A 19,422-nucleotide genomic window follows, 5' to 3' on the forward strand; every position below is an offset into this window, starting at 1 on the left:
CTCCGTTCCTGATCCAGTCCACGCCCCGGCCGTCTTCCAGCCGGGCACAGTGGCCAGCGTCCTGGACGATCCGGCATCCACCCAGGCCACGGCCCTGCGTACGTGCGCGATGCCTACCACTGGCCGGGTCAGGAAGGTGTGCGTACGACCGGAGATACTCACGACATGGACGAACACCCCGAACCGGTGCACGAGCTGGCCGCCGGCACTCTGGACCCGCGTGCCGAACTCAGTGAGTTCCTGCGCACCCGACGCGCCCGGCTCAAGCCCGAAGACGTAGGACTGCCGGACTACGGGCGATACCGGCGCGTACCGGGCCTGCGCCGCGAAGAGCTCGCACAGCTGGCCGGAGTGTCCGTGGCGTACTACACACGCCTGGAACAGGGCAACGGGCAGCATGTATCACCCGAAGTCCTCGACGCCATCGCCCGCGCCCTCAGACTGAGCGACGCCGAGCACACCCACCTCACGCACCTCGCGAAGCCGAAACAGCACAAGAAGCCGGCCGGCCGCGCCCAGCAGGTGCGAGGTCCCCTGCAAACACTGCTGGACACCATGGACGGAGTTCCTGCCATCCTCGTGGGGCGCCGCTCGGACATCCTCGCCTGGAACCCGATGGCCGCAGCAGTCTTCGGCGACTTTGGCGAACTGCCGCCCAGGGAGCAGAACTGGGCACGGCTGGTCTTCCTGAAGCCCGAGTACCGCACCCTGTTCACAGACTGGGAGCACAAAGCAAGCGACGTCGTCTCCCAGCTGCGCATGGACGCCGGCTCCCACCCCAACGACCCCCGACTGTCCGCGCTGGTGGGCGAACTCTCCGTCAAGAGCGAGGAGTTCCGGCGGCTGTGGGCCACCCACGACGTCAAAGAAAAATGCCACGGCATCCAACGCCTGCACCACCCGCTGGTCGGCGCACTCGACCTCCGCCTCGAATCATTCCACCAGGCCGACGCCCACGAACACATGCTCGTGACCTACCACGCCGAACCGAACACCCCCTCCGCGGAGGCTCTGCGACTGCTGGCCAGCTGGGGCACAGGCGCCACCCGGGCGGGAACAGGCACACCATCACCACACACGGCTTGATCAACTCCCCTTGATGCCCACACTGCCCAGGGCGCCGCCTCCGAAGACCCGCCGACGGACACCCTCCCCACACAGACCAAGAGTGCGATGCAGACCGGCGTTCTCCCCTCCCCCACCAACCCAGACCAGCAAGCCACAGGCAACCGCGACGGCGACGGCGACGGCGACGGCGACGGCGACGGCGACGGCGACGGCGACGGCGACGGCGACGGCGACGGCAGGGAGTACCGGATACAGGACGGCCCACGCGGCACGGGCCTGCCGCCGCGGGACAGCAGAAAAACACAGCCGCCACTGCACAGGACACCGCTTCCGACAGCCAGCCGGCGGACAGCCTCCCCATACAGACCAAGAACACAGCACAGACCGGTGCTCTCCCCTCCCCCCACCAACCCAGGTCGGTAAGAAGCCGTATTCCTATCGATCATGAGGTCGGTTCTGATCGAACAGGGTGCCTGGGCGGGTGATCTTGGCCAGGTGGATGCATGAGTACAGGGCCTCCTGGTAGCTCGGGGTTGCGACGCCACTCGAGTACCAGGAGGCCCTGTTGTTCCAGTCTTGCGTGACGGTCCTCGTCCCGTCCAACTCCCGCGTGTCGTCGTGTGATTGCCTCGCGCACCGGTTCGGGAACGCGGGCGACCGTCCGAACAGGGTGCGGCGGTATCCGTCGGACATGACGGATGCAGAGTGGACGGTGGTGCGGGATGCGCTGCCGGTGCCGGCCTGGCTGGAGGGCCGGGGCGGGCAACCGGAGGGCTACTGCCACCGGCAGATGTTGGATGCGGTCTTCTACGTCACCGACAACGGGATCAAGTGGCGCTCGGTTCCCGCCGACTTCCCCGCTTGGGATCGCGTCTATGCCTTCTTCCGCAGGTGGCGGGAGAACGGCCTGGTCGGGGAGCTGCACGACCGGCTGCGTGGCAAGGTCCGTACGGCCGAGGGCCGACAGGTGGAGCCGACTGCGGCGATCATCGACTCGCAGTCGGTCAAGGGTGCCGCGTCGGTGCCCGCCAACTCACGCGGCTACGACGGCGGAAAGAAGATCAACGGCAGGCGCCGACACGTCATCACGGACAGCCTCGGCCTGCTGTTGATGGTCCTGGTGACCGCCGCGGATGTCACCGACCGCCGGGCCGCCCGCATGATGCTGCCCCGGCTGCGGACACGGTTCCGAAAGGTCAGCTTGATGTGGGCCGACGGCGGCTACACCGGCCAACTGGTGGACTGGGCACGGGAGAAACTCCAGCTCACCCTGCAGATCGTCAAGCGCAGTGACGACATGACCGGGTTCGTGGTGCTGCCGAGACGGTGGGTGGTGGAGCGAAGCCTGGGGTGGTTGTTGCGCACGAGGCGTCTGGCCCGGGACTACGAGACGCTGCCCGCCAGCAGCGAGGCGTTCATCTACTTCTCGGCGAGCATGCTCATGGCCCGGCGTCTGGCCCGCACCGCCGCCACTGGCCAGACGGTCAGGACGCCGCGTCGGGAACAGACGCTCGCGGCATGAACCGGCCCGACGGCGTGAGGGTCAGCCAGTCCCGCTCGACCAGCCGCTTCGCCTTCGACCGCACCCCCTCGATCTTCGCCGGCACCAACTCCAGCCCGAGCCGGGCCGTCAACTCCTTCGCCATCAACCCCGCCCCGCCAACGTGGAGTTCGGCCTCCAGCAGTTCCACGATCCGCCGGTAGTCCGGCGCGAGCGCCTCCGCCGTCGCGCCTTCCCGCCGCCGCGGCACGATCGACCCAGCAACCGGCGCCCCGCCCTTCGCCGCCGGTGCCTTTGACGTCGTGTCCCGCGGATCCACAACGGGCTCCTCGATCACCATCCCGGGAGCGGCCAGAGCCTCGGCCAGCTCGCCCCGGGCGATCACCCGCCGTTCCAGCACTGCCTCGGCCTCGCCGAGCTCCGCCAGAACCCGGTCCGCTTCCGCCCGGAGCTCCTCCACCCGCACCCGGGCAGCGGTCTCACGTTCCTCCAACAAGCCCATCACCGAAGCCACCGGGCGCCTCCTTGCCGTCCCCCGACGAACAGAACGGCCCAAGCCTCCCGCGGGCACACCGAAACCATGCCTGAGCAGCGGGAACTCAAAGCTCACGCCCGGAAAGACAACGGCTTCTCAGATAATTCTCGGGAAGACCAGAGCCAGGCATTCGTCGGGTCAGCGCTCGTTCTCCAAAGCCGCGTTCAATCCGTAGGCGCCCGCTTGCGACAGCCTGTCGATGACGTCCAGGCATCGAATCCGTTGAGGCCGCGGGCTTTGGCGGTAGAGGCGGAGGACCGCCGAGACCAGGTAGTGGCCGTCCGCTGCTCGGTGGGTTCTCAGATCGCCGAGATCCCTGCCCGCGTGCTGGACGATGCGCTCGCAGGCGTCAATAGCCACGGCGGGAAGGGGGCCGGTGTGGTCGTAGAGAGCGAAGGCCAGATGTTCGAGGTGGTCGGGGAACGCGTCGCTGTCGAGGAAAGCCCTGACGAGTTCGTCGGCTTGCGCAGGAAGCAGGTCGAATGCCTGCCGCATGCCCTGAGAGGCGTTCTTTCGCACGTCGGGAACTACGTCGTTGAACAGCGGGACAAGGTGCGGGTAGTGGTCGATGTTGTCGGCGAAGACTGCTGCCGCCCCACGGCGGGCGAGGGCGTTGAGTTCGTGCGTGCTGTTGGGGAGGTCTGGGGTGAGGCATCCCTGGATGGTGGCAACAGCCCAGGACTGGCCGGCGAGTTCGGCCGTATCGCCCGGCCCTTGGAGGGCCCGGGCGAGGTGGGCAGCGAAACGTGAGGATTCACGGACCAGTGTGTTGATGAGCAGCCGTTGGGTGGTGGAGGCGTTGTAGACGTTGGCGTCCTGGTGGTTCAGGAGTTGCTCGGTGGTGTCCAGCGCAATCTGAGGGTCGTGCTTCATCAGGGCCAGCACAGCCTGGGCGGCACAGACTCGAACAGCGAGCACAGAGTCGTTGGCGAGGCGGGTGACCAGGGGCGTCAAGGCGTGCAGGTGCTCACTGCCGTGGAAGAGCAGGGCGGCAACGGTGAGCGCTGCCTGGCCGCGGGTGGCGTTCATGCCGGCGGTCAGCAGATCCGTTCGGGTTCCCTTGGCATCGGCGTCGCGGATGTCCTGCTCGGGGTGGGGATCCGTGGTGTAGCTGTCGAGGGCCGGCAGCGAAGCAGCAGTGAAGTTTTGCGGAGCCGACTGCAGGGCGCGGCACAATGTGGGCGCGGCGGCGGGGCCGAGGGTCTGGTGGGTGTGGAGAGCCAACTGCTCCCAGCGGTCGGCGTCCAGGTGAGGCGTGACCGCCTCCACAATCGCGCACAAGTAGGCGGCTGGTGCGTCCGAGCCAAGTGTGAAGGCGAAGTTGGTAAAGCGCTCGGGTTCCTGTTGCGCGCGGCGGCTCAGCGTCTGGGCCAGTTCGTGAGCGCCCCCTTGAGGAGGCCAGGGTCGTTCGGGTTGGGGCTGGGCGTACTTGTCCAGGGCTCGGTGCCACTGTTCGTCGGTCATGTGCCGGGCCGCATGGTCACTGATCGGCGAGCCGACGAACCCCGTCTGGACTGGTGTCGGTGGCGACGGGACCTGGCCAGGGAACTTGCGTTCCCATTCGTCGAGTCGGTGGCGTCCCGCGTCACTACGGCGCGAGGGACAGATCGCCGACAGCAGTTCGTACTGGCTCCAGCCCCAGGCGCTGCGCTGCCCTTTCTGCCGTCGGTGTTCCCACGCCGGGTAGAAGTCGAGCAGCATCGCAGTCAGACGCTCCAACGTCTCGTCACTGCAATGGGGCGTGGTTGCCTCGATGAGTTCACGCGAGGCCCAGCGCGCGCTGCCCACCCAGCCCAGGCGCAGGTTGCGTTCATCGTTCAGGAGCCAGGCGATCGCCTCGTCTGCCTGGTTCATGACGGCGTAGACACGGCAGGCGAGGAAGCGCAGTTCTTGAACCGGTGAGGGAGTCAGTTGCTGCAAGGCGTCCGCAGCGGCAGCCGGGGATTTGGCAGCCAGGGAGCGCAGTGCTGCGTCGAGGGCGGCCAGCAGCGCAGCGTCGACGCCGTGGCCACCCACAAGGCGGTGAGCCCAACGGCCGCTGGGGGCGTGGCTATCGGTGCGCCCCGTGCTGCCTGCCGTAGCCACGTCGATGACAAAGGGCAGGACCTGGCTCACGTAGGCTTCCGGCTCGGCCTCCGCGATGCGGGAGAGGACCGTATCGGCAACCTGCGAATGCGTTGACAAGTGCCCGGATTCGAAGGGGTCACCGGAGCCATCGGCGCGCGTTCGGACAAGGTGACGCCGCAGATAGGCACCTACAAGACGCGCAGCGGGAGCGGGAGCAGTCTCGGCCAAGCCGTAGGGGAGTGACCAGAAGTCACTGTTCACCGCGATGGGTCCACGCGCCTCATCCGCATGTCCGCTCTCGATCAGGTCGACGGCGAGGTCGATGAGGCCGGGTGTGAGCGCCCACTCAATCAGCCGCAGAAGCCGCTGTCCCCACTGTGGCGTGGTGCCCACATACGGTCGCACCAGCTCCGCAACACGCTCGGGTCGGTGGCGCGCGACGGCCAGCAGTTCAGGGAACGCAGCATCGGCACTCTGCGGCGCGCCCAGCCAGCGTTCCCACCTCTGATCGTGGTCGGCGGCGTCGAACCACTGCGGCAGGGCGAGTAGGCCTCGTACCTTGCCCGCCACAGGAGCCTGAGTCCAAGCGACCGGTTCGATGGCCTGCCAGTCCGGCAGAGCGGCATCGAGCTGTCCGAGGACCGCGATGATCACATCATGCAGGTGCAGGCGGATCCGGTCGGAGCCCAGGAGCCGGGCCGCTGTGGTGCGGAAACGTTCACGGTCCGTGCCAGCAAGGTGCTCGAGGATCTGCCGGGTCTGGGCGCGACGGAACAGGTACTGACCTGAACTGGCCAGAAAATCGTGGATGTCCTCCCCGGTGGAGATGAAGGACCGGGCGAAGAGGAAATCGAAGTACGTCTCGTGGAAGAACCCGATCTGTTCCCCGTCGCGCACCAGCACACCGTGCGATTCGAGCACCTTGATGTGCTGGCGGGCGAAACCGTCGAGGAGAGCCACGGGTGCCTGGAGCGTTTCCCGTTCGCTCATGGACGCGCACAGCGTGCCCGTGATCCCCTGCCAGTCCAGCACGGCGGCCTGTCGCTCGATCTCCTCGCGCCGTTCATCGGTGTAGCGCGCGTACAGCTCCTGCAAAGTCCGGTACGAAGCGGCCCGTGCGGAGGGCGACAGCCGGCTGAAGATCGACAGGTGCAACGGAGTTCGCAGCAACTCCAGCGTCACCAGCCCCAGGCTGTCGGGATCCGTCCCGTTGGCGGACAGGACAGCCCGCACCTGTTCCAGGTCCAGGACGCTGAGGGGGAACCGGACTGCCCGGGCGGGGTCCGCGACCAGACGGGACAGCCTCCGGTCGTTGTCGATATCGACGGTGCGTGCTACGAGGAGCACCTTGACGTTCGGAGCGATGACCAGCTGCGCAAGTACGTCTTCCACGGCCTCGTAGGCGTCCGACATCCTTCCGTTGTAGGTGCTGACCGCATCCAGCTGGTCAATCACCAACAGCGCCGGCGCTTCGTCCGCGACCCCAGCCAGCAGCACCGCCGGCGAGTCCGGCAGGGTCATCCTGGTCCCCAGATCCTTGGCCGTCTGCACGCTCGCGTCGGCGCCGTCCATCCGGACCGCGGCCGTCGGCCATCCCTGCTCGGTCAGCCGGACCAGGACGTCGGTGACGACCGCTGACTTACCCAGGCCAGCGCCGCCCTCGCAGACCACGATCTGCGGGCCGTCCTCGGCCATCAGGCGCTGATACAACTGCTCCACGTGCGGGCGGGCCGCCATCCCGAACGCAGGCTCGTCCCGCCGCACGCGCCGCACAAAGCGCTCGACGGTCCCGGCCAGCGCCGTGAACGTTCCGGTGTCACCGGCCAGCAGGCGTGGGCGTACTCCCGGCACGGTCAAAAGGTGGCTGCGGATCTGGGAGCCGGTGAGGCGCTGGTGCAGGTGCTCGTCGAGATAGCCACGCAGCTGCTTGACGATCACTTCCGGATCGCCGACGAACAGCAGCTCATACTCGGAGGCCACCAGGCGGCGCAGCGCCTCCGGCGAGTAGTGCTCCACGTGCACGGCCTGCAGATACCGCCAGCCGACCTCCCGGCCGACCGGCACCTCGTTCACAGACCAGTTCCCGAGCACCTGTACGAACTGGGGAAGCTGGGCCTTGGTGATGATGCCCTCGAACTCGGCGAGTGTTTCGGCGGCCCGGGCCCGCTGGGCAAGATCGTGCAGTTCAGGAGCCCCTGTGGACAGTACGAGGCGCACCTTCTTGCCCTCCGCGAGATGTCCCGTGACCGCCTTGAGGATCTTCCCCGCAGCATCCAGGGTCCACGGCCCCTTCGAGGGGACGTCCTTCACCTGTTCGCACCACGTGCCGTCGTCCGCCTCGAACTCGAACTCGATCCCGGCGCCCGCCGGCCCCGGGGGCTCCAGACGAATCCGTGACGCCCGCCCCCGCAGCAACTCCGCCACCCGCAGCGCGGTCCACCAGTCCTCGTACCGGTTACCCGCCTTGTCCGCAGCCCCACCCGCCAGCCCCACCCAGCCTCACTCCCCCACGACATCCCATCGGTTCTCACCCTTTCGGGAACCGCGCCACGCGACCCTACTCCCACCCACCGACAGCCACGCAAACCATTACAAAATGAACAGATCATGACCCTCTACGGCTGCAGGCTCCACCACACCAAACGTGCCTACCGGACAGCCCTCCCTGAGATAAAAGGTCTACGCGCTCACGACGAAGAGGCAATCAAATTGCTGGCGATCCCCCAGGAGCCGCAGAAGGACGTCGCGCAACCGTCCCAGCACATCGGTACGCCGCACGAGGAAGGCGAGGACGAATCCCGCCTGCTGCTCCGTTTCGCCGCTCCGCGTGACCCGGTGATGGTCGCGGACTGGGTGTCCTTCAACGTCATCGACACCGAACGCCAGGACTGGGCCCGCGGCTGGGCGAAGCTGAAGACGTACGTCGAGCGGGTCGGGAACGCCCGCGTGCCGTACGGTCGATCGGCTTCAGCGGCTGTTCGTCTATGGCCTGCTCGACTATGACATCTTCACCGTGGTCGACGACCGCGCCCTGCTGGTGATGGAGCAGGCGCTGCGCGAGCGGTTTCTCCAGTGGTACGCCGGAGCGGTCCCCTTCGAGGACGCCAACGGCTTGGAGTCTCCAAGAACCGAGGCCGTAGGCACCTACGACGACGTCCTCGCCGCGGTGAAGAAGCTGGGCAGGAGGAACCGGCAGAGGTCACGGCAACAGCCTTCGCCGCATTGGCAGTTGAAGGTCGGCAGCACGCTGATTGACTTCAATGGCATGCTCGCCGGGCTGCGGACCTGGGCGCGAGCGGCTGGTCTGCTGCGTGGTCAGCGCACGCGTGGCATCGAGCATGCGATGTCGAATCTACGCAACGCTGTCGCCCACCCGACCGGTTACCACCGCACGATGCCCGTGGAGACGGCGCGGACCCTGCATGACCTGGCAGAGCTCATCAACCAGCTGTGGGGATACCCGACTCCTGGCGGGCGCCTCTACCCCGCCCCGGTGGAACGCGACATCGTCGTCATGGCCTGGAACGACGAGGGAAGCGTCCACATGGCCCAGGCCGATGCCCTGCGCGACGACACGGGTGCCGACGGATACCTCTACCTCCTGATCCGCAGCGTTTCCCGCCCCGGGAGCCGGTACGAGGACGCACACTGGGCGGCGTTCGACGCCCGGTTCGAGACAACGCAGTTCCCCGCTGACTACCTCTGGGGGCCCGGAAGCCGCAGCGACGCCCTGGCCTGGCTAGATACAGAGCAACCGAAGGGGGATTCCGTCGACTACGTCGACCGCGTCTTCATGCTCCGCGAACACGACGGCCAGCTGTACCCGCCGATGCACCCGGAAGTGGCCGCCAGCCTCACCGAAGCAGAACGACACGGCACCTGGCACACGGTGCGGGCCGACTTCCCTGAACACGCCTTCGCGCATGTACGGGGCCTCAACGGCAGCCCTGATGCACACGCCCGGACCGGCGACTGCAGAAACTGCCCTGCTCATCAGCTCGGCAGCGGCAGCCACGAACAGGCCTTGCGGGCTGCCGAAGACGCCATCGGTGTCATCGTCCCCCGGCGGCCGCCCGCCGTTGGTATCCCTGACTCGTTTTTCTGGCCGCACAGATTCTGAGATCACGGGGAACTGATGAGAGGACTCATTGATCGACGACCCGTGGTCCGCGCCTCCCGCCCAGGGCCGTTCCAAAGTCCTGCCGGGTGGATGAAAGTGCTGGTCACGGCGTGGCACTCAAGGGCGCAAGACCTCAAGTTCGTCCGCGCGACGGTGGTCCTTGGGGCGGCCGAGGGAACGGCGCATGAGGATCAGGTCGTCCAGGTCGGCGTAGAGGATGGCGAAGCCCGCCGGATCGTGGGCGTTGACCGCCCGGACGAGGCAGGGTGCGACGTCCATGTCGCCCCAGGGCAGGTCGGGCGTGCACAGGTCGCCGCTGGCACCCATGACCTGGTAGTCCACCTGAGGCCGGTTCAGGTCGGGCAGGTCCGCGCAGCCCGTGGCGGTCAGGGCCTCACGCAGGGCGTGCGCCTGTGCGGGCGTACCGTCCCACAGCAGGTCGAGGTCGCCGGTCAGTTCTGCTGAGCCGTGCATGATGCCGGCCACCTGGCCGATGACCACCGCACCTGAACCGGCCTCGTGAAGAGCCCGAAGGAACGGGAACGGATCGAAGCCGAGGGCACCGTCCGTGGCGAACGTACCGACCCTGTCATCGGCTTCCTCCGGGCCACGCCCCGTTGCGGGACGTTCCCGGGTAGCGGCCTCAATACGCCGAACGGCCTGACGAAGTCGCAGAACAGCAGTCTCATTCACCCCACTCATTCAACCGCACGCGTAGCCTGAGCCGTTCCGTTGCCGGTCACGGGGCCACCCCGAGGAGGTCGAGGGGACGGGTGAAGGGCTCGTAGGACATCTCGCGGAGGCCCGCGGCGATGCTGGTGTGACCGTGCTCGCGGAGCCTGTTGATGGCGAGGTTGCGCAGGGTAGCCATGTTCTCCGGCCCATACCCGGTCCGGATCTGGGAAGCGTCCTCGGCGAACGTCGTGTCCCTCACGTGATGGACGGCCTCAATACCCCACTGCGACCTGGCGATACGGCCGATGAACTGCGGTGATGCCTCACGTGCCGTCATATCCGTGATCGCGTAGACGATCTGCCGGGTGACCTTGCCACTCTTCACGTTGGTGCGGTGCCGCAGGATCTTCACCGCCTGGACCACGTGGGGAAAGTCCAGACCGAGGCCGGTGACGGTGAGCGTGCGCACCGAGCGGGTCTCACGCCGCCCGTGGCCGCGTCCACGGTCGTAGCGGCGGGCGGTCACCTCCTGCCACGGCAGGGCCCTGACCGCTGCGTGCAAGTTCGGCTGGTTGCACTTGACCACCAGCAGGTAGTGCGCCTTCTTCACTTCCACCAGCCATTTCGCGTGCTCGCGCTGGGTGTGCAGGGCGTCCGCGGTCACCACGGTGCCGGTCAGGTCGAACGGGGCCAGCAGGGCGGTGAACGTGGAGATCTCGTTGGTCTTGTCCGGCACCCGCAGCTGGCTGACTACACGGCCGGTGGCCGTGACTGCGGACAGCAGGTGGGCCGCGAGCGCGGTATCGGTACGCGAGCCGCGGGCGCTCTTGCCGTCCACCGCCACCGCCGGTGCGCCGGTCGGGGCCTCGCCCATCAGATCGGCCAGGCCGCCCGGGCAGACGGTGGAGACGATCCTCCGGATCGTCGACCCGCTCGGCGCGATCCGCACGTTCAGCGAGGTCAGCAGGCGTGCACCGAGGCGGGCCAGGGTCTGCTGCGGGGCGCTGCGGGCCCACTGCCCGATCGCCGCATACGAGCGTGCGCCCGCCGCCACCGCCGACGCGGCGATCAGCAGCACCGCCACGAACGGGTGACGCACACCCCGGCGACGGCGCGGGTCCGGCAGCCTGACCAGCCGCTCCGCTAGCGACAACCCCGAACATCCCGCCAGCGACGGCGACTTCACGAGACAGACGGTGGCAGACTGGCGGCACATCGAGGCTCCGGTTCTGGACGACGACTCGCAAGGTCATCCGTCCACAACGGGAGCCTCGATCTGTTCGTAGCGGCACCCGTCGACATCGTCACCACGCCGTGACCAGCGCCTTCACCGACTCAACCGACTTTGGAACGCCCCTGGCCTCCCGCCGCGCGGCTTCGCGACGGTATTCTCGCTCGGCTGCAAATGCCGCTGCTGCTGACGGCTAGACGATGGCGGGCACTTGACCGCGCGGGTAGGGCTCCAGGCCCTCCCTCCTGAGCCGAAGGCGAAGGACTGGAGCGACCTTCGTCAGGTTCGGGGTCGCCTCACCGGGGTGCGGACAACGGTGGCGCAGATGGCGTTCATCCCGGCGTGTCAACTGCCCCCTCTTCCTCGGGTGGTTCATCCGCGATGATCGCCCGGAGCACCACGAGGGCGGCCTGGAGGACCAGGGCGATCCGGTGCCGGGGCGGGCGGCGGTCTGCCAGGTCGTGAAGGATCTCGTTGCGCAGATTCATGCCTTCGTTCGGATCGGCGAGCAGAAGGCGGAAGACGGTCGGCCAGGGTGCTTCGAAGCCGGCGCCTTCCATGCTGGCGATGAGCGCACCGAGTTGGCTGACCTGGCCGGGGCGATCTCCTTGAGCATGCTGGATGACCGGGATGTCCGTGGCCTTCAGGTGACGGCGCAGCAGGCCCTCGATGCGGACGAGGGCGAGTTCGAGGGCGACGTCATCGTCGTACTCGAAGTAGGCCTGGAATGCGCGGGTGAGACCGCGCATCCGGTCGGGCGGGGCGACCGGGAGCCGTACGAAGAGGGCGAGGAGGTCATCGAAGGTGGGGGCGAAGCGTTCCTGGATTCGGTCGAACTGGGCCTGCAGCTGAAGGCCGTGCAGGTCCAGGACGAGAGTACGGGTGTCGGTGCCGACCGGTCTTGAGCTGGCCTTGGTAAGGGGTGTGGTGACGACGGGGCCGTTCATGTTGATTCTTGCTGTCGGGAGACGCAGAAGGCCCTGAAACGTGTCCTCGGGGATGGACGTGTCCGCGGCCTCCGGCAACAGAGGCGTGGCTGCGGCGAGTGTCCTGAAGGCCTCACCGAGGTCGGCGGCAGCGTCGATGGTCGTGATGGCGGGGGTGAAATAGTCGGCGGGGATCTGTATCGGGATGCCGATCCGCGTCAGGTCGAGGTCGTCGCGAGTGAGGCGCTGCTGCTGGCGACGGATCTGCTCCAGTGCCTCGGCGAGGCCCATTTTCTGGGCGTAGGCCGCAGCTTCCTCGAGGCACATCAGCTTGGCCACGCCGCCGAACCGCTCGGCGTGGCTGGTGTAGGAGTCAATGATGCGCTGGTCGATCGCGGCGCGTTCGTGGGACGCCGCCATCTGCCGAAGATCGGTCAAGAACCGTACGAGCACGTGGAGATCGGAACGGTATACGTCCGCGGCTCGCTCCAGCAGCGGACGCACCCTGTCGTGGTACTCCCGGTGATCGAGCAGCGGCTCGGTCAACGCCGCGACGACGCCCGGGCCCGGATCGTCCCAACCCAGCGCGGTGTCGGTGAGGTCGAGCATCTCGGTGACGACGTCCGCGAGCACCGGCTGCCTGGTCGAGGCGGCCAGCGCGTAGGCCGCGACGAGTCCGTCGGCGGCCTGCATCCGGCCGATCGAGGCGAGCGTGCCCGTCCCGTCCAGAAGGACGGGGACCGCCAGGCGGTACGCCTCAACCGCCGCACGCAGGTGATCGATGGGGCGCTCGCCATGGCGTGCCGCCCACAAGAGGCGGTGCAGTCGTGCGCGTACAGCCGGATGGTGGGCCGCCTGCGCATACACCGCCCACATCTCGCGTACGTCCTGCGGGATCTGGCGCACCTCACGCGGCCACGGTGCCTCTCCGGATCCCTGGTACTCACCACGGAACGTGCCGTCGGGCCGGGTGAAGAAGAGCAGCGCGGCACGCAGCGCCTCCAGGTGCCGGATCTCCGCCTCGGACCAGTTCTCCCGGTCAGCCGCGACCGCCAGCCCCCCGGCCACGATCGAGTGCGACGGGTACGAGACCGACGACGCGGCGTCCAGCGCCGCGAGCACGGAGCTGTGCACGTCCGTCATCGTTCGTTCCTGTCTTCCGTTCCGGAGACTCCGGACATCGTGGGTGCGGAGTCCTCGCGTGGAAGGACGGTGTAGATGAACGTGGCGCAGTAGTCGAAGCCGGACAACTCGGTGTTGACCCGGTGGTAGGGGCCGCTGCTCTTCATGAAGATGTGGACATCCCTGCGCGCGGAGACGTCCGTACTGCTGACGCGCCAGACGACGTCGAGGTCCCGCCCCGTGTAGTGGGGGTTGTCTGCCTCGCGGGTCGGAAGGACCCACCACGTGAGGTCACGGCCCTGAGGGTCGGTGCCGCGGCACCGGAAGGTGATCGTGTCGCCTGGGTGCAGAACCACTCCGGTCCGGAGCGAGACCCCGTGCTCCATGGGGTCCGCCGGGAAGTTGTCGATGCAGTTCCCGAGGCTGTCGGTGACGCTGTCGATCCGCGCGAAGTAGTCCCCGGTCGGGTCCTGGGTGCTCATGTAGATGGTTACCCTGTTCCGGATCTCGCCGGCGATGCCGCTCAGGAGTTCCTCTTCGAAGGGAAGCAGGTCCCGGCTGTGGGCCACGGAGTTGCGCAGCGCTTCGAAGCGGCTGAGCAGCCCCAACGTCTCGTTCTGATTGCCCAGCGCAGGCTTGAAGTCTGCCCAGTACTTCTTCAGCAGGGCGAGGATGTCGAAGAACTGGGCGTACGCGAGCTCGCTGCTTGGAACCGAAGCAACCCCGCGTCGTGTGCGGCGGCCGGCCTCTTCATCCCGGACACCCCGGATCTTGACCGCCCGCTCCTCGGGGAAGACCTGGGAGACCCAGTCCTTGCCCAGCTTCTTGGCCAACACCGTAGAGATCAGGCTCCGCAACGCCTGCTCACACGTCGCCAGCGCCTCCGCCGGCTGCATCTGTGGCATCGGTGCCTCCACCCCGTGTGACCTCAGGACCATCATCCTCCCGAAGACGCGCGCCTCCCGTCACCGGGTTATCCCCGCGCGGCTCCCGGGCGCTCCGCGATCTCCCGTATCCGGCGATGCCTGATGGCCGTCGCGGCGGCACGGTCCTGCCACCACCTCGTTAACCAGCGGTTGGCCGAACGGTAGTTGCCGATGGCGACCGTAGGGTGCGGGCATGGCCTACACGTCGCTTCACCGCTCCACCGGAGCCCAACCCGGCCCTGTGACCGCCGGGATGCTCGACCAAGCTGCCGCGATCGAGCTCGGCGAAGCCGAGGATCTCGATTGGAAGCGGGATGCCGACGAGGTGAAGGACAACCGCGAGCACGCCAAGGATTTCGCCGCCCTGGCCAACAGTCAGGGCGGGATCATTGTGACTGGCGTCGCTGAGACCGGCACCGGCGGCGCGGGCACGGTCGTCGGAGTCGACGACGCCCGAGCGCAGGCCCTGGCCGACCGGTTCCGCGGGGTCGCCAACTCGATGGTGCGGCCCTTCATCCCCGCCTTCACCGTCTACACCGTGGCGTTGCCCTCCGCCCCGGGCCGTTCGGTGGTCGTCGTCCAGGTGCCGCGCAGCCCGGAGGCCCCGCACCTGGTGCCCTGGGACAAGGACAGCTGGCGCTACCCCAAGCGAGTCGGCTCCGAGACGGTCTGGCTGGGCGAGTCCGAGATGGAGGCCGCGTATCGTCGGCGGTTCGCGGCCCGACGGGATGCCGAGGCGCACCTGAAGGAGCTCGCCGAGCGCCTCGACCCGCACCTGGCGGGAGAGGCCCGGCGTGTGTGGGTGGTCGTGACCGCCGTCTGCTCGGTACCGGCCCCGTACGACACCGCACCGGTCCTCGACACCAGGTCGGCCGACCCCGGCATGACCGAGATCTTCAAGGCCCTGCCCGAGAGCGGCGGCGCCAGCCTCTTGCGGTACCGGCTGTCCCAACTCGCCCCGCGGGTCGGCCTGCGGCGCGCGGTCTTCACCGAGTCCCGCCCCTACACCGGCCAGTGTGACCGCGCCTACATCGAACTGCACCACGACGGCTCCTTCGCCGGCGCCCTCCAGGCCACGTCCGCGCTCCAGACCGGGCCCACCCTGCTGCCCCGGCTCGACTTCGAGAGCACGGTCCGCGACCTAGTGACCGCCGCCACCGTCCACGCCCACCGGCGCGGAGGCGACGGCATGCTGCAATTCCTTGCCACCGCCGTTACCGAAAGCGGCGTGTTGGCGCTCGCCAACCGCGGCGGCCAGTACGACGAGCAAGTCGACGGAAGCCTCGCCGTCCGCCCCGAGCCCGTGCTCACCGAGGCGCCGCTCCAGGACCTCGCCGCCTCACCGGCCAACCGCCGTACGACGGCGAACCGTCTGCTGCTGGACCTCACCCACCAGTTCGCCGTCGAGGACCTGCTCGCCCCCTGACCGGCCGAACGGCCTTCTCCGGCGGTCACTCGTCGTGACGGCGGACGGGCGCCGACCACGGTGCACAGTGACACGCCGCTGTTCGCCGGTGTCGTGCCGGGCACGGACGGCCCATTGTCAGACCCTGCCGGTAGCGTCATGGGTGTCACAGGACTTGGCTCGCGCCGAAAGAGCCCTGGACGTGCGGACTTTGCTTGGCGGCTGCCGCATCCCAGGGCTCTCGGCGCGTCCCGGGTCCCCCACCCCTCGTGTACGGGCAGTAGGAGAAACCCTTGACTAGCATCTTTGAAGCTACAGCACAGGTCGGACAATCCCTCCGACCTGCGGAAACGGACACGAATGCCGTTGCCGGGCCCGGCCGGGCACTCGATCCCGGCGCCACTGTCGGACCGGTGGAGATGCCGGCTGCCCGATGACCGTGTTCCCCATCACCACCGGCCTGTTGCTCGTTCTCATGGTGTCGGCGGTCGTGGGCGCCTCCGTATTCCTCTCCACGAAGAAGAGCAGTACCGCAGTCCAGCCCTCCGGGGACCTGGGCATGGCGATCGGCTCGGCCGCGACCGTTGCGATGTTCCTCGTGACAATCGGGCTGGCGTCGGCGCCCCCGAGTCCGGCTGATCCGCCTGCCGGAGGCGCCGTCCCCACGTGTTCGTCCCTTTCTCCCGGGTGCTGAAGGGCGCCTTTCAGGTCTCCCCTTGTCGCCGGGGTCGGCGGTCGTACGACCGCCGACCCCGCACAACCGGCATTCCGCAGAGCACGATGTCGACGCCGAAGGAGACGTTCGCGCCCCTCGCGCCCCGTCCAGGCTGCGCGGCTCGGTTCAGGTACTGCGCAGCCGAGTGACCGTCACCACGGCGTGCCGGGTCGTCCCGGCCAGGACCTCAACTACCACCCCGGGATCAGACACGGAGTAGGTCTCCCCTCCGGTGTGTTTAGTTCGGACCGGTCCGCTGGTCGCGAGGCGCGCTGCGACCTGGGCGGCGAGCGGCGCCTTCAGCGCCTGGGTGAGCGCGATACGTCCGTCGGGGAGGCGGACCGCGAGCGACCGTGGCCGCGTGGCCGGTCCGGTGTAGCCGACGACGTCGGCCTCCACGGTCTCGGCATGACGGATCTTCTTCCACACGCGCCCGGCTCTGAATACCGAGGTGGCGGGCTTGCAGACGATGCCCTCGACGCCCTGCTCCCGGAGTTGTTGGTACCAGGCCATCGCCACGTCGGGGTCGTCCGTCATCGGGACGGCCTGGATCGGCGGCTGGACGTCGTACTCGTGGAGCAGGTCCAGGAGAAGGGCACGGCGCATGTCGTAGGGACGGGCGCGGACGTCGCCGAGCTCCGGATGCAGAAGGATGTCCCACGCCGAAGCACGCAGGTTCGCAGATTCTGAGACGGGGCCGCAGGCGAACCCGTGCGCCGATCTGCTCATTGCATCGGGTTAGGTAGTGAGTTTGCTGCGGGCCCTGTGACGGGAAGTGCCTGGAGCGGCCAGAGGCGACCCCATTTGCAGCCTGCCCGAACGCGAAGGACGGCCGGGTGGTGGTCTCAACGTCCGTAGCGGACACCAGCGACCTGGTTCATCCAAACTGCTGCGCCCTGCGCCCTACCTGCAGAACCTCGCTAAGAAATGATCGATTCACTAGGAAGACCGCAATCGGAGTTAGGTGCCTGAGGGTTGACGGGGAGTGAGGCGAGGCGGAGATTGGAGGCAATGCGGCTTCTTGAAGATTTCTTTACATGATCCTCGAGTGGCAGCCGGAGGCGAATTAGAGGCGGCAGCAGACATGGACGATACGAGCTCGACGGCTGAGTTCAGTCGCTTAGCGATCAACAAGACACGGGTGTCTACTCGCCGCACTTCTGAGGGCTTGCTGCTGTTCCATGCTCCATCCGCACGCGTGGTCCGACTTGAGGCAGACGGTGAGAAGATCTGGACCAAGATAGAGTCAGGAATTGACAGTATCACCCAGCTTGTGAATGAATATCAAATAGAAGCTGGAGTGACCGCCGAGGCGGCCGCGTTTAAGATTGTCGGTTTTCTCGATGAACTCCGCTCCGAAGATTTCGTGCAATTTTCCATGCCAGAGCAGACTGTGGCTCCTCTTCTGGACGTGACGATAGATAGCCCGACGCCGCTCGAATTTCAGAAGGCAGCCGCGGAGGACGATGTAGCCTTGCAGGCGCGGGGTAAATCCGAGGTGACGCTCCGAGTAGCACGGCCCAGTCTGACGCTGGCCGAGATCGCCAAGCTGGCGACGGCTGAACTCGGTGCACGCATCGGTATCGTCCATCGGCTCAAAATACTGGATCTAGAACCAGGTGAGCTTTCTGGTCGCGTCGCGAGTAAGCTTGCCACTCAAAATGTTGCGCCAGAAAGTGGCCGAGACCGCAGGTTCCTAGAGCTTGAGAATCCTGCTTCGAACCTATCGCTCGCCGATCTGCAGGACCAGCAGCTCAGGAAATCGAGCATGCAGAGGAGAGTCAGCCGTCGAATCATCGTGATCGTCGTCATAACCGACGGCCCGATCATCATCATTGTGATCGATGACGGCCCTGGGCCCACTTTCGGGCGCAGTAGGAACGCCTGCAAGACGGTCTGTGTGTGAGGAGCGTCGATGCCTGCTAACACCCCCCCACCGCCAGACGTACCGATACACGTCCAGATTGAGGTCACCTGGCGCTGCAACTGGCGTTGTGTTCATTGCTACCAAGACGATCATTATGTCGAGCGGTTCTCCACTCTGGATCTTCGCTCCTTGTTTGGTCAGCTGGCGCGGGCCGGGGCGATGCATTTGATCATTACTGGCGGAGAGCCGCTAGTGCGAAAGGACATTCTTGATGTCCTTCAGGCTGCGCGTGACGAGGGATTTACGATCACTCTCTATACTAACGGACACCGGATCGACGCTCCCCTTGCGCAACGGTTGAGTGAACTGATCGGTGTTGCTGAGCTGAGCATCTTGGCGGGGGATGATGACGTTCACGACCACCTTACTCGGGTCCGCGGATCGGCACGGCGCGCCTGGCGAGCAGTCGACCTGCTCCTAGAACATGGCGTAAGCGTCGCGCTCAAGACCCCGGTCCTTCGGCCAGCGTATGGGACGCTACGGAAGATTGAATTTAAGGCAATTGCACGGGGGCTGACATGGACTGCAGGTCCAGAGATCAGCCCTAGCTATGCGGGAGCGAGTTTCCCCCTTGCCTACCGCCTAAATAATGAAGAGATAGCGACCTTCTATCGGGACTATCCGCAGTTTAGTCGTAACGCTAGAGATAACCTGGATCCTGGCCGTCGCAATGGAATGTGCTTGGCGGGGCGTAACTACTGTTTTATCGATGCCCTCGGGAACGTGTACCCGTGCTTGAATTTCAAAGGCCCAAGCGACGTACTTGAAAGCCGCGGGCAAGTGGCTAGGGCAAAACTCGGGAATGTTGCGTCCCAGGCATTTGAAGAGATCTGGAAGCGAAGTGATTTCGCAAGAGAGATCCGAACGACGCAGCGTTCCGATTTCACGCCATGCGGCAGTTGCCAGACCTCCGAAGATTGCTCGCCGTGCATGGCGATGAACTACGGCGAGTATGGGGACATTTACACGACTTCTGGTCGGGTCGAAATCCTCCATGGGGCGACGGAGGCAGTTGTGGAACCGGAACACCGGCGCCTACTTCCAGTGACTCCTGTCGAGCGGTAGAGCGCTGCCGGCCACGGGGTGGTAGGCCACCGCACTCGAACCAGGTGTTGTTCACCGGCAGTAGCGCCACCAGGACAGCCCGCTGGTCGCGTGTGAACGACGGCGACGGTTCCGTCAACGTCTCCTACCGGAAGCAGAT

General features: G+C 66.8%; 14 protein-coding genes. 7 read left to right on the forward strand and 7 right to left on the reverse strand.

Translation table 11 applies throughout. The features are described from left to right. The first annotated feature begins 165 nt into the window (after nt 1-165). Nucleotides 166-1,086, forward strand: a complete 921-nt coding sequence (locus tag OG595_RS00660; RefSeq protein ID WP_329266717.1) for a helix-turn-helix transcriptional regulator — start codon at nt 166-168, stop codon at nt 1,084-1,086. A 673-nt stretch (nt 1,087-1,759) separates the two neighbouring features. Further along, nucleotides 1,760-2,590: an IS5 family transposase gene (locus OG595_RS00665; protein ID WP_329266719.1), complete on the forward strand. Its 831-nt coding sequence runs from the start codon at nt 1,760-1,762 to the stop codon at nt 2,588-2,590. On the opposite strand, the gene OG595_RS00670 is transcribed toward OG595_RS00665, so the two are convergent. Next, nucleotides 2,553-3,083 (reverse strand): hypothetical protein, encoded by a 531-nt coding sequence (locus OG595_RS00670; RefSeq protein WP_329266721.1) that lies wholly within the window; start codon nt 3,081-3,083, stop codon nt 2,553-2,555. The two genes, OG595_RS00665 and OG595_RS00670, sit on opposite strands and share 38 nt — an antisense overlap. A gap of 159 nt (nt 3,084-3,242) precedes the next feature. Beyond that, entirely contained in the window at nt 3,243-7,664 is a 4,422-nt protein-coding gene (locus tag OG595_RS00675; RefSeq protein WP_329266723.1) for a hypothetical protein, read from the reverse strand. A gap of 114 nt (nt 7,665-7,778) precedes the next feature. On the opposite strand from OG595_RS00675, the gene OG595_RS00680 reads away from it, so the two are divergent. Both OG595_RS00680 and OG595_RS00685 read left to right on the forward strand, forming a co-directional pair. Further along, on the forward strand, nt 7,779-8,174 hold the full coding sequence (locus tag OG595_RS00680; protein WP_443072933.1) for a hypothetical protein: 396 nt from the start codon (nt 7,779-7,781) through the stop codon (nt 8,172-8,174). A gap of 10 nt (nt 8,175-8,184) precedes the next feature. Beyond that, nucleotides 8,185-9,291 (forward strand): hypothetical protein, encoded by a 1,107-nt coding sequence (locus OG595_RS00685; RefSeq protein WP_329266725.1) that lies wholly within the window; start codon nt 8,185-8,187, stop codon nt 9,289-9,291. A 117-nt stretch (nt 9,292-9,408) separates the two neighbouring features. Here OG595_RS00685 and OG595_RS00690 read toward each other — a convergent pair whose 3' ends face one another. From OG595_RS00690 to OG595_RS00705, 4 genes are all read right to left on the reverse strand, one after another. Continuing rightward, entirely contained in the window at nt 9,409-9,765 is a 357-nt protein-coding gene (locus OG595_RS00690; protein ID WP_329266727.1) for a hypothetical protein, read from the reverse strand. A 265-nt stretch (nt 9,766-10,030) separates the two neighbouring features. Continuing rightward, a complete protein-coding gene (locus tag OG595_RS00695; protein ID WP_329266729.1) occupies nt 10,031-11,119 on the reverse strand; it encodes an ISAs1 family transposase in 1,089 nt (362 codons plus the stop codon). Between the two features lie 410 nt (nt 11,120-11,529). Then, nucleotides 11,530-13,266 carry a hypothetical protein gene (locus OG595_RS00700; RefSeq protein ID WP_329266730.1) on the reverse strand — a complete coding sequence of 579 codons (1,737 nt, stop codon included), beginning with the start codon at nt 13,264-13,266 and terminating at the stop codon, nt 11,530-11,532. Further along, nucleotides 13,263-14,150, reverse strand: coding sequence for a Swt1 family HEPN domain-containing protein (locus tag OG595_RS00705; protein WP_329266732.1), 888 nt, complete (start codon nt 14,148-14,150; stop codon nt 13,263-13,265). Before OG595_RS00705 ends, OG595_RS00700 begins: the two co-directional genes overlap by 4 nt. Before the next feature lie 214 nt (nt 14,151-14,364). Between OG595_RS00705 and OG595_RS00710 the strand changes: the two genes are divergently transcribed. Next, nucleotides 14,365-15,597: an AlbA family DNA-binding domain-containing protein gene (locus tag OG595_RS00710; protein WP_329266734.1), complete on the forward strand. Its 1,233-nt coding sequence runs from the start codon at nt 14,365-14,367 to the stop codon at nt 15,595-15,597. Between the two features lie 820 nt (nt 15,598-16,417). Here the strand turns inward: OG595_RS00710 and OG595_RS00715 are convergent. Next, on the reverse strand, nt 16,418-17,020 hold the full coding sequence (locus tag OG595_RS00715) for an ATP-dependent DNA ligase (protein WP_329266735.1): 603 nt from the start codon (nt 17,018-17,020) through the stop codon (nt 16,418-16,420). Between the two features lie 355 nt (nt 17,021-17,375). Here OG595_RS00715 and OG595_RS00720 point away from each other — a divergent pair, with 355 nt between their 5' ends. Further along, nucleotides 17,376-18,197 (forward strand): hypothetical protein, encoded by an 822-nt coding sequence (locus OG595_RS00720; protein ID WP_329266736.1) that lies wholly within the window; start codon nt 17,376-17,378, stop codon nt 18,195-18,197. A 9-nt stretch (nt 18,198-18,206) separates the two neighbouring features. Further along, entirely contained in the window at nt 18,207-19,283 is a 1,077-nt protein-coding gene (locus OG595_RS45250; RefSeq protein ID WP_443072934.1) for a radical SAM/SPASM domain-containing protein, read from the forward strand. Nucleotides 19,284-19,422 lie beyond the last annotated feature (139 nt).

This window comes from Streptomyces sp. NBC_01451 (assembly GCF_036227485.1).
Lineage (GTDB): Bacteria > Actinomycetota > Actinomycetes > Streptomycetales > Streptomycetaceae > Streptomyces.

Bases quoted from the DNA above. Each gene is read 5' to 3' on its own strand.
- OG595_RS00680 (WP_443072933.1), top strand. From the start codon at position 7,779: ATGACCCTCTACGGCTGCAGGCTCCACCACACCAAACGTGCCTACCGG.
- OG595_RS00700 (WP_329266730.1), bottom strand. From the start codon at position 13,266: ATGACGGACGTGCACAGCTCCGTGCTCGCGGCGCTGGACGCCGCGTCG.
- OG595_RS00660 (WP_329266717.1), top strand. From the start codon at position 166: ATGGACGAACACCCCGAACCGGTGCACGAGCTGGCCGCCGGCACTCTG.
- OG595_RS45250 (WP_443072934.1), top strand. From the start codon at position 18,207: ATGCCTGCTAACACCCCCCCACCGCCAGACGTACCGATACACGTCCAG.
- OG595_RS00710 (WP_329266734.1), top strand. From the start codon at position 14,365: ATGGCCTACACGTCGCTTCACCGCTCCACCGGAGCCCAACCCGGCCCT.
- OG595_RS00690 (WP_329266727.1), bottom strand. From the start codon at position 9,765: ATGCACGGCTCAGCAGAACTGACCGGCGACCTCGACCTGCTGTGGGAC.
- OG595_RS00720 (WP_329266736.1), top strand. From the start codon at position 17,376: ATGGACGATACGAGCTCGACGGCTGAGTTCAGTCGCTTAGCGATCAAC.
- OG595_RS00665 (WP_329266719.1), top strand. From the start codon at position 1,760: ATGACGGATGCAGAGTGGACGGTGGTGCGGGATGCGCTGCCGGTGCCG.
- OG595_RS00715 (WP_329266735.1), bottom strand. From the start codon at position 17,020: ATGAGCAGATCGGCGCACGGGTTCGCCTGCGGCCCCGTCTCAGAATCT.
- OG595_RS00705 (WP_329266732.1), bottom strand. From the start codon at position 14,150: ATGCCACAGATGCAGCCGGCGGAGGCGCTGGCGACGTGTGAGCAGGCG.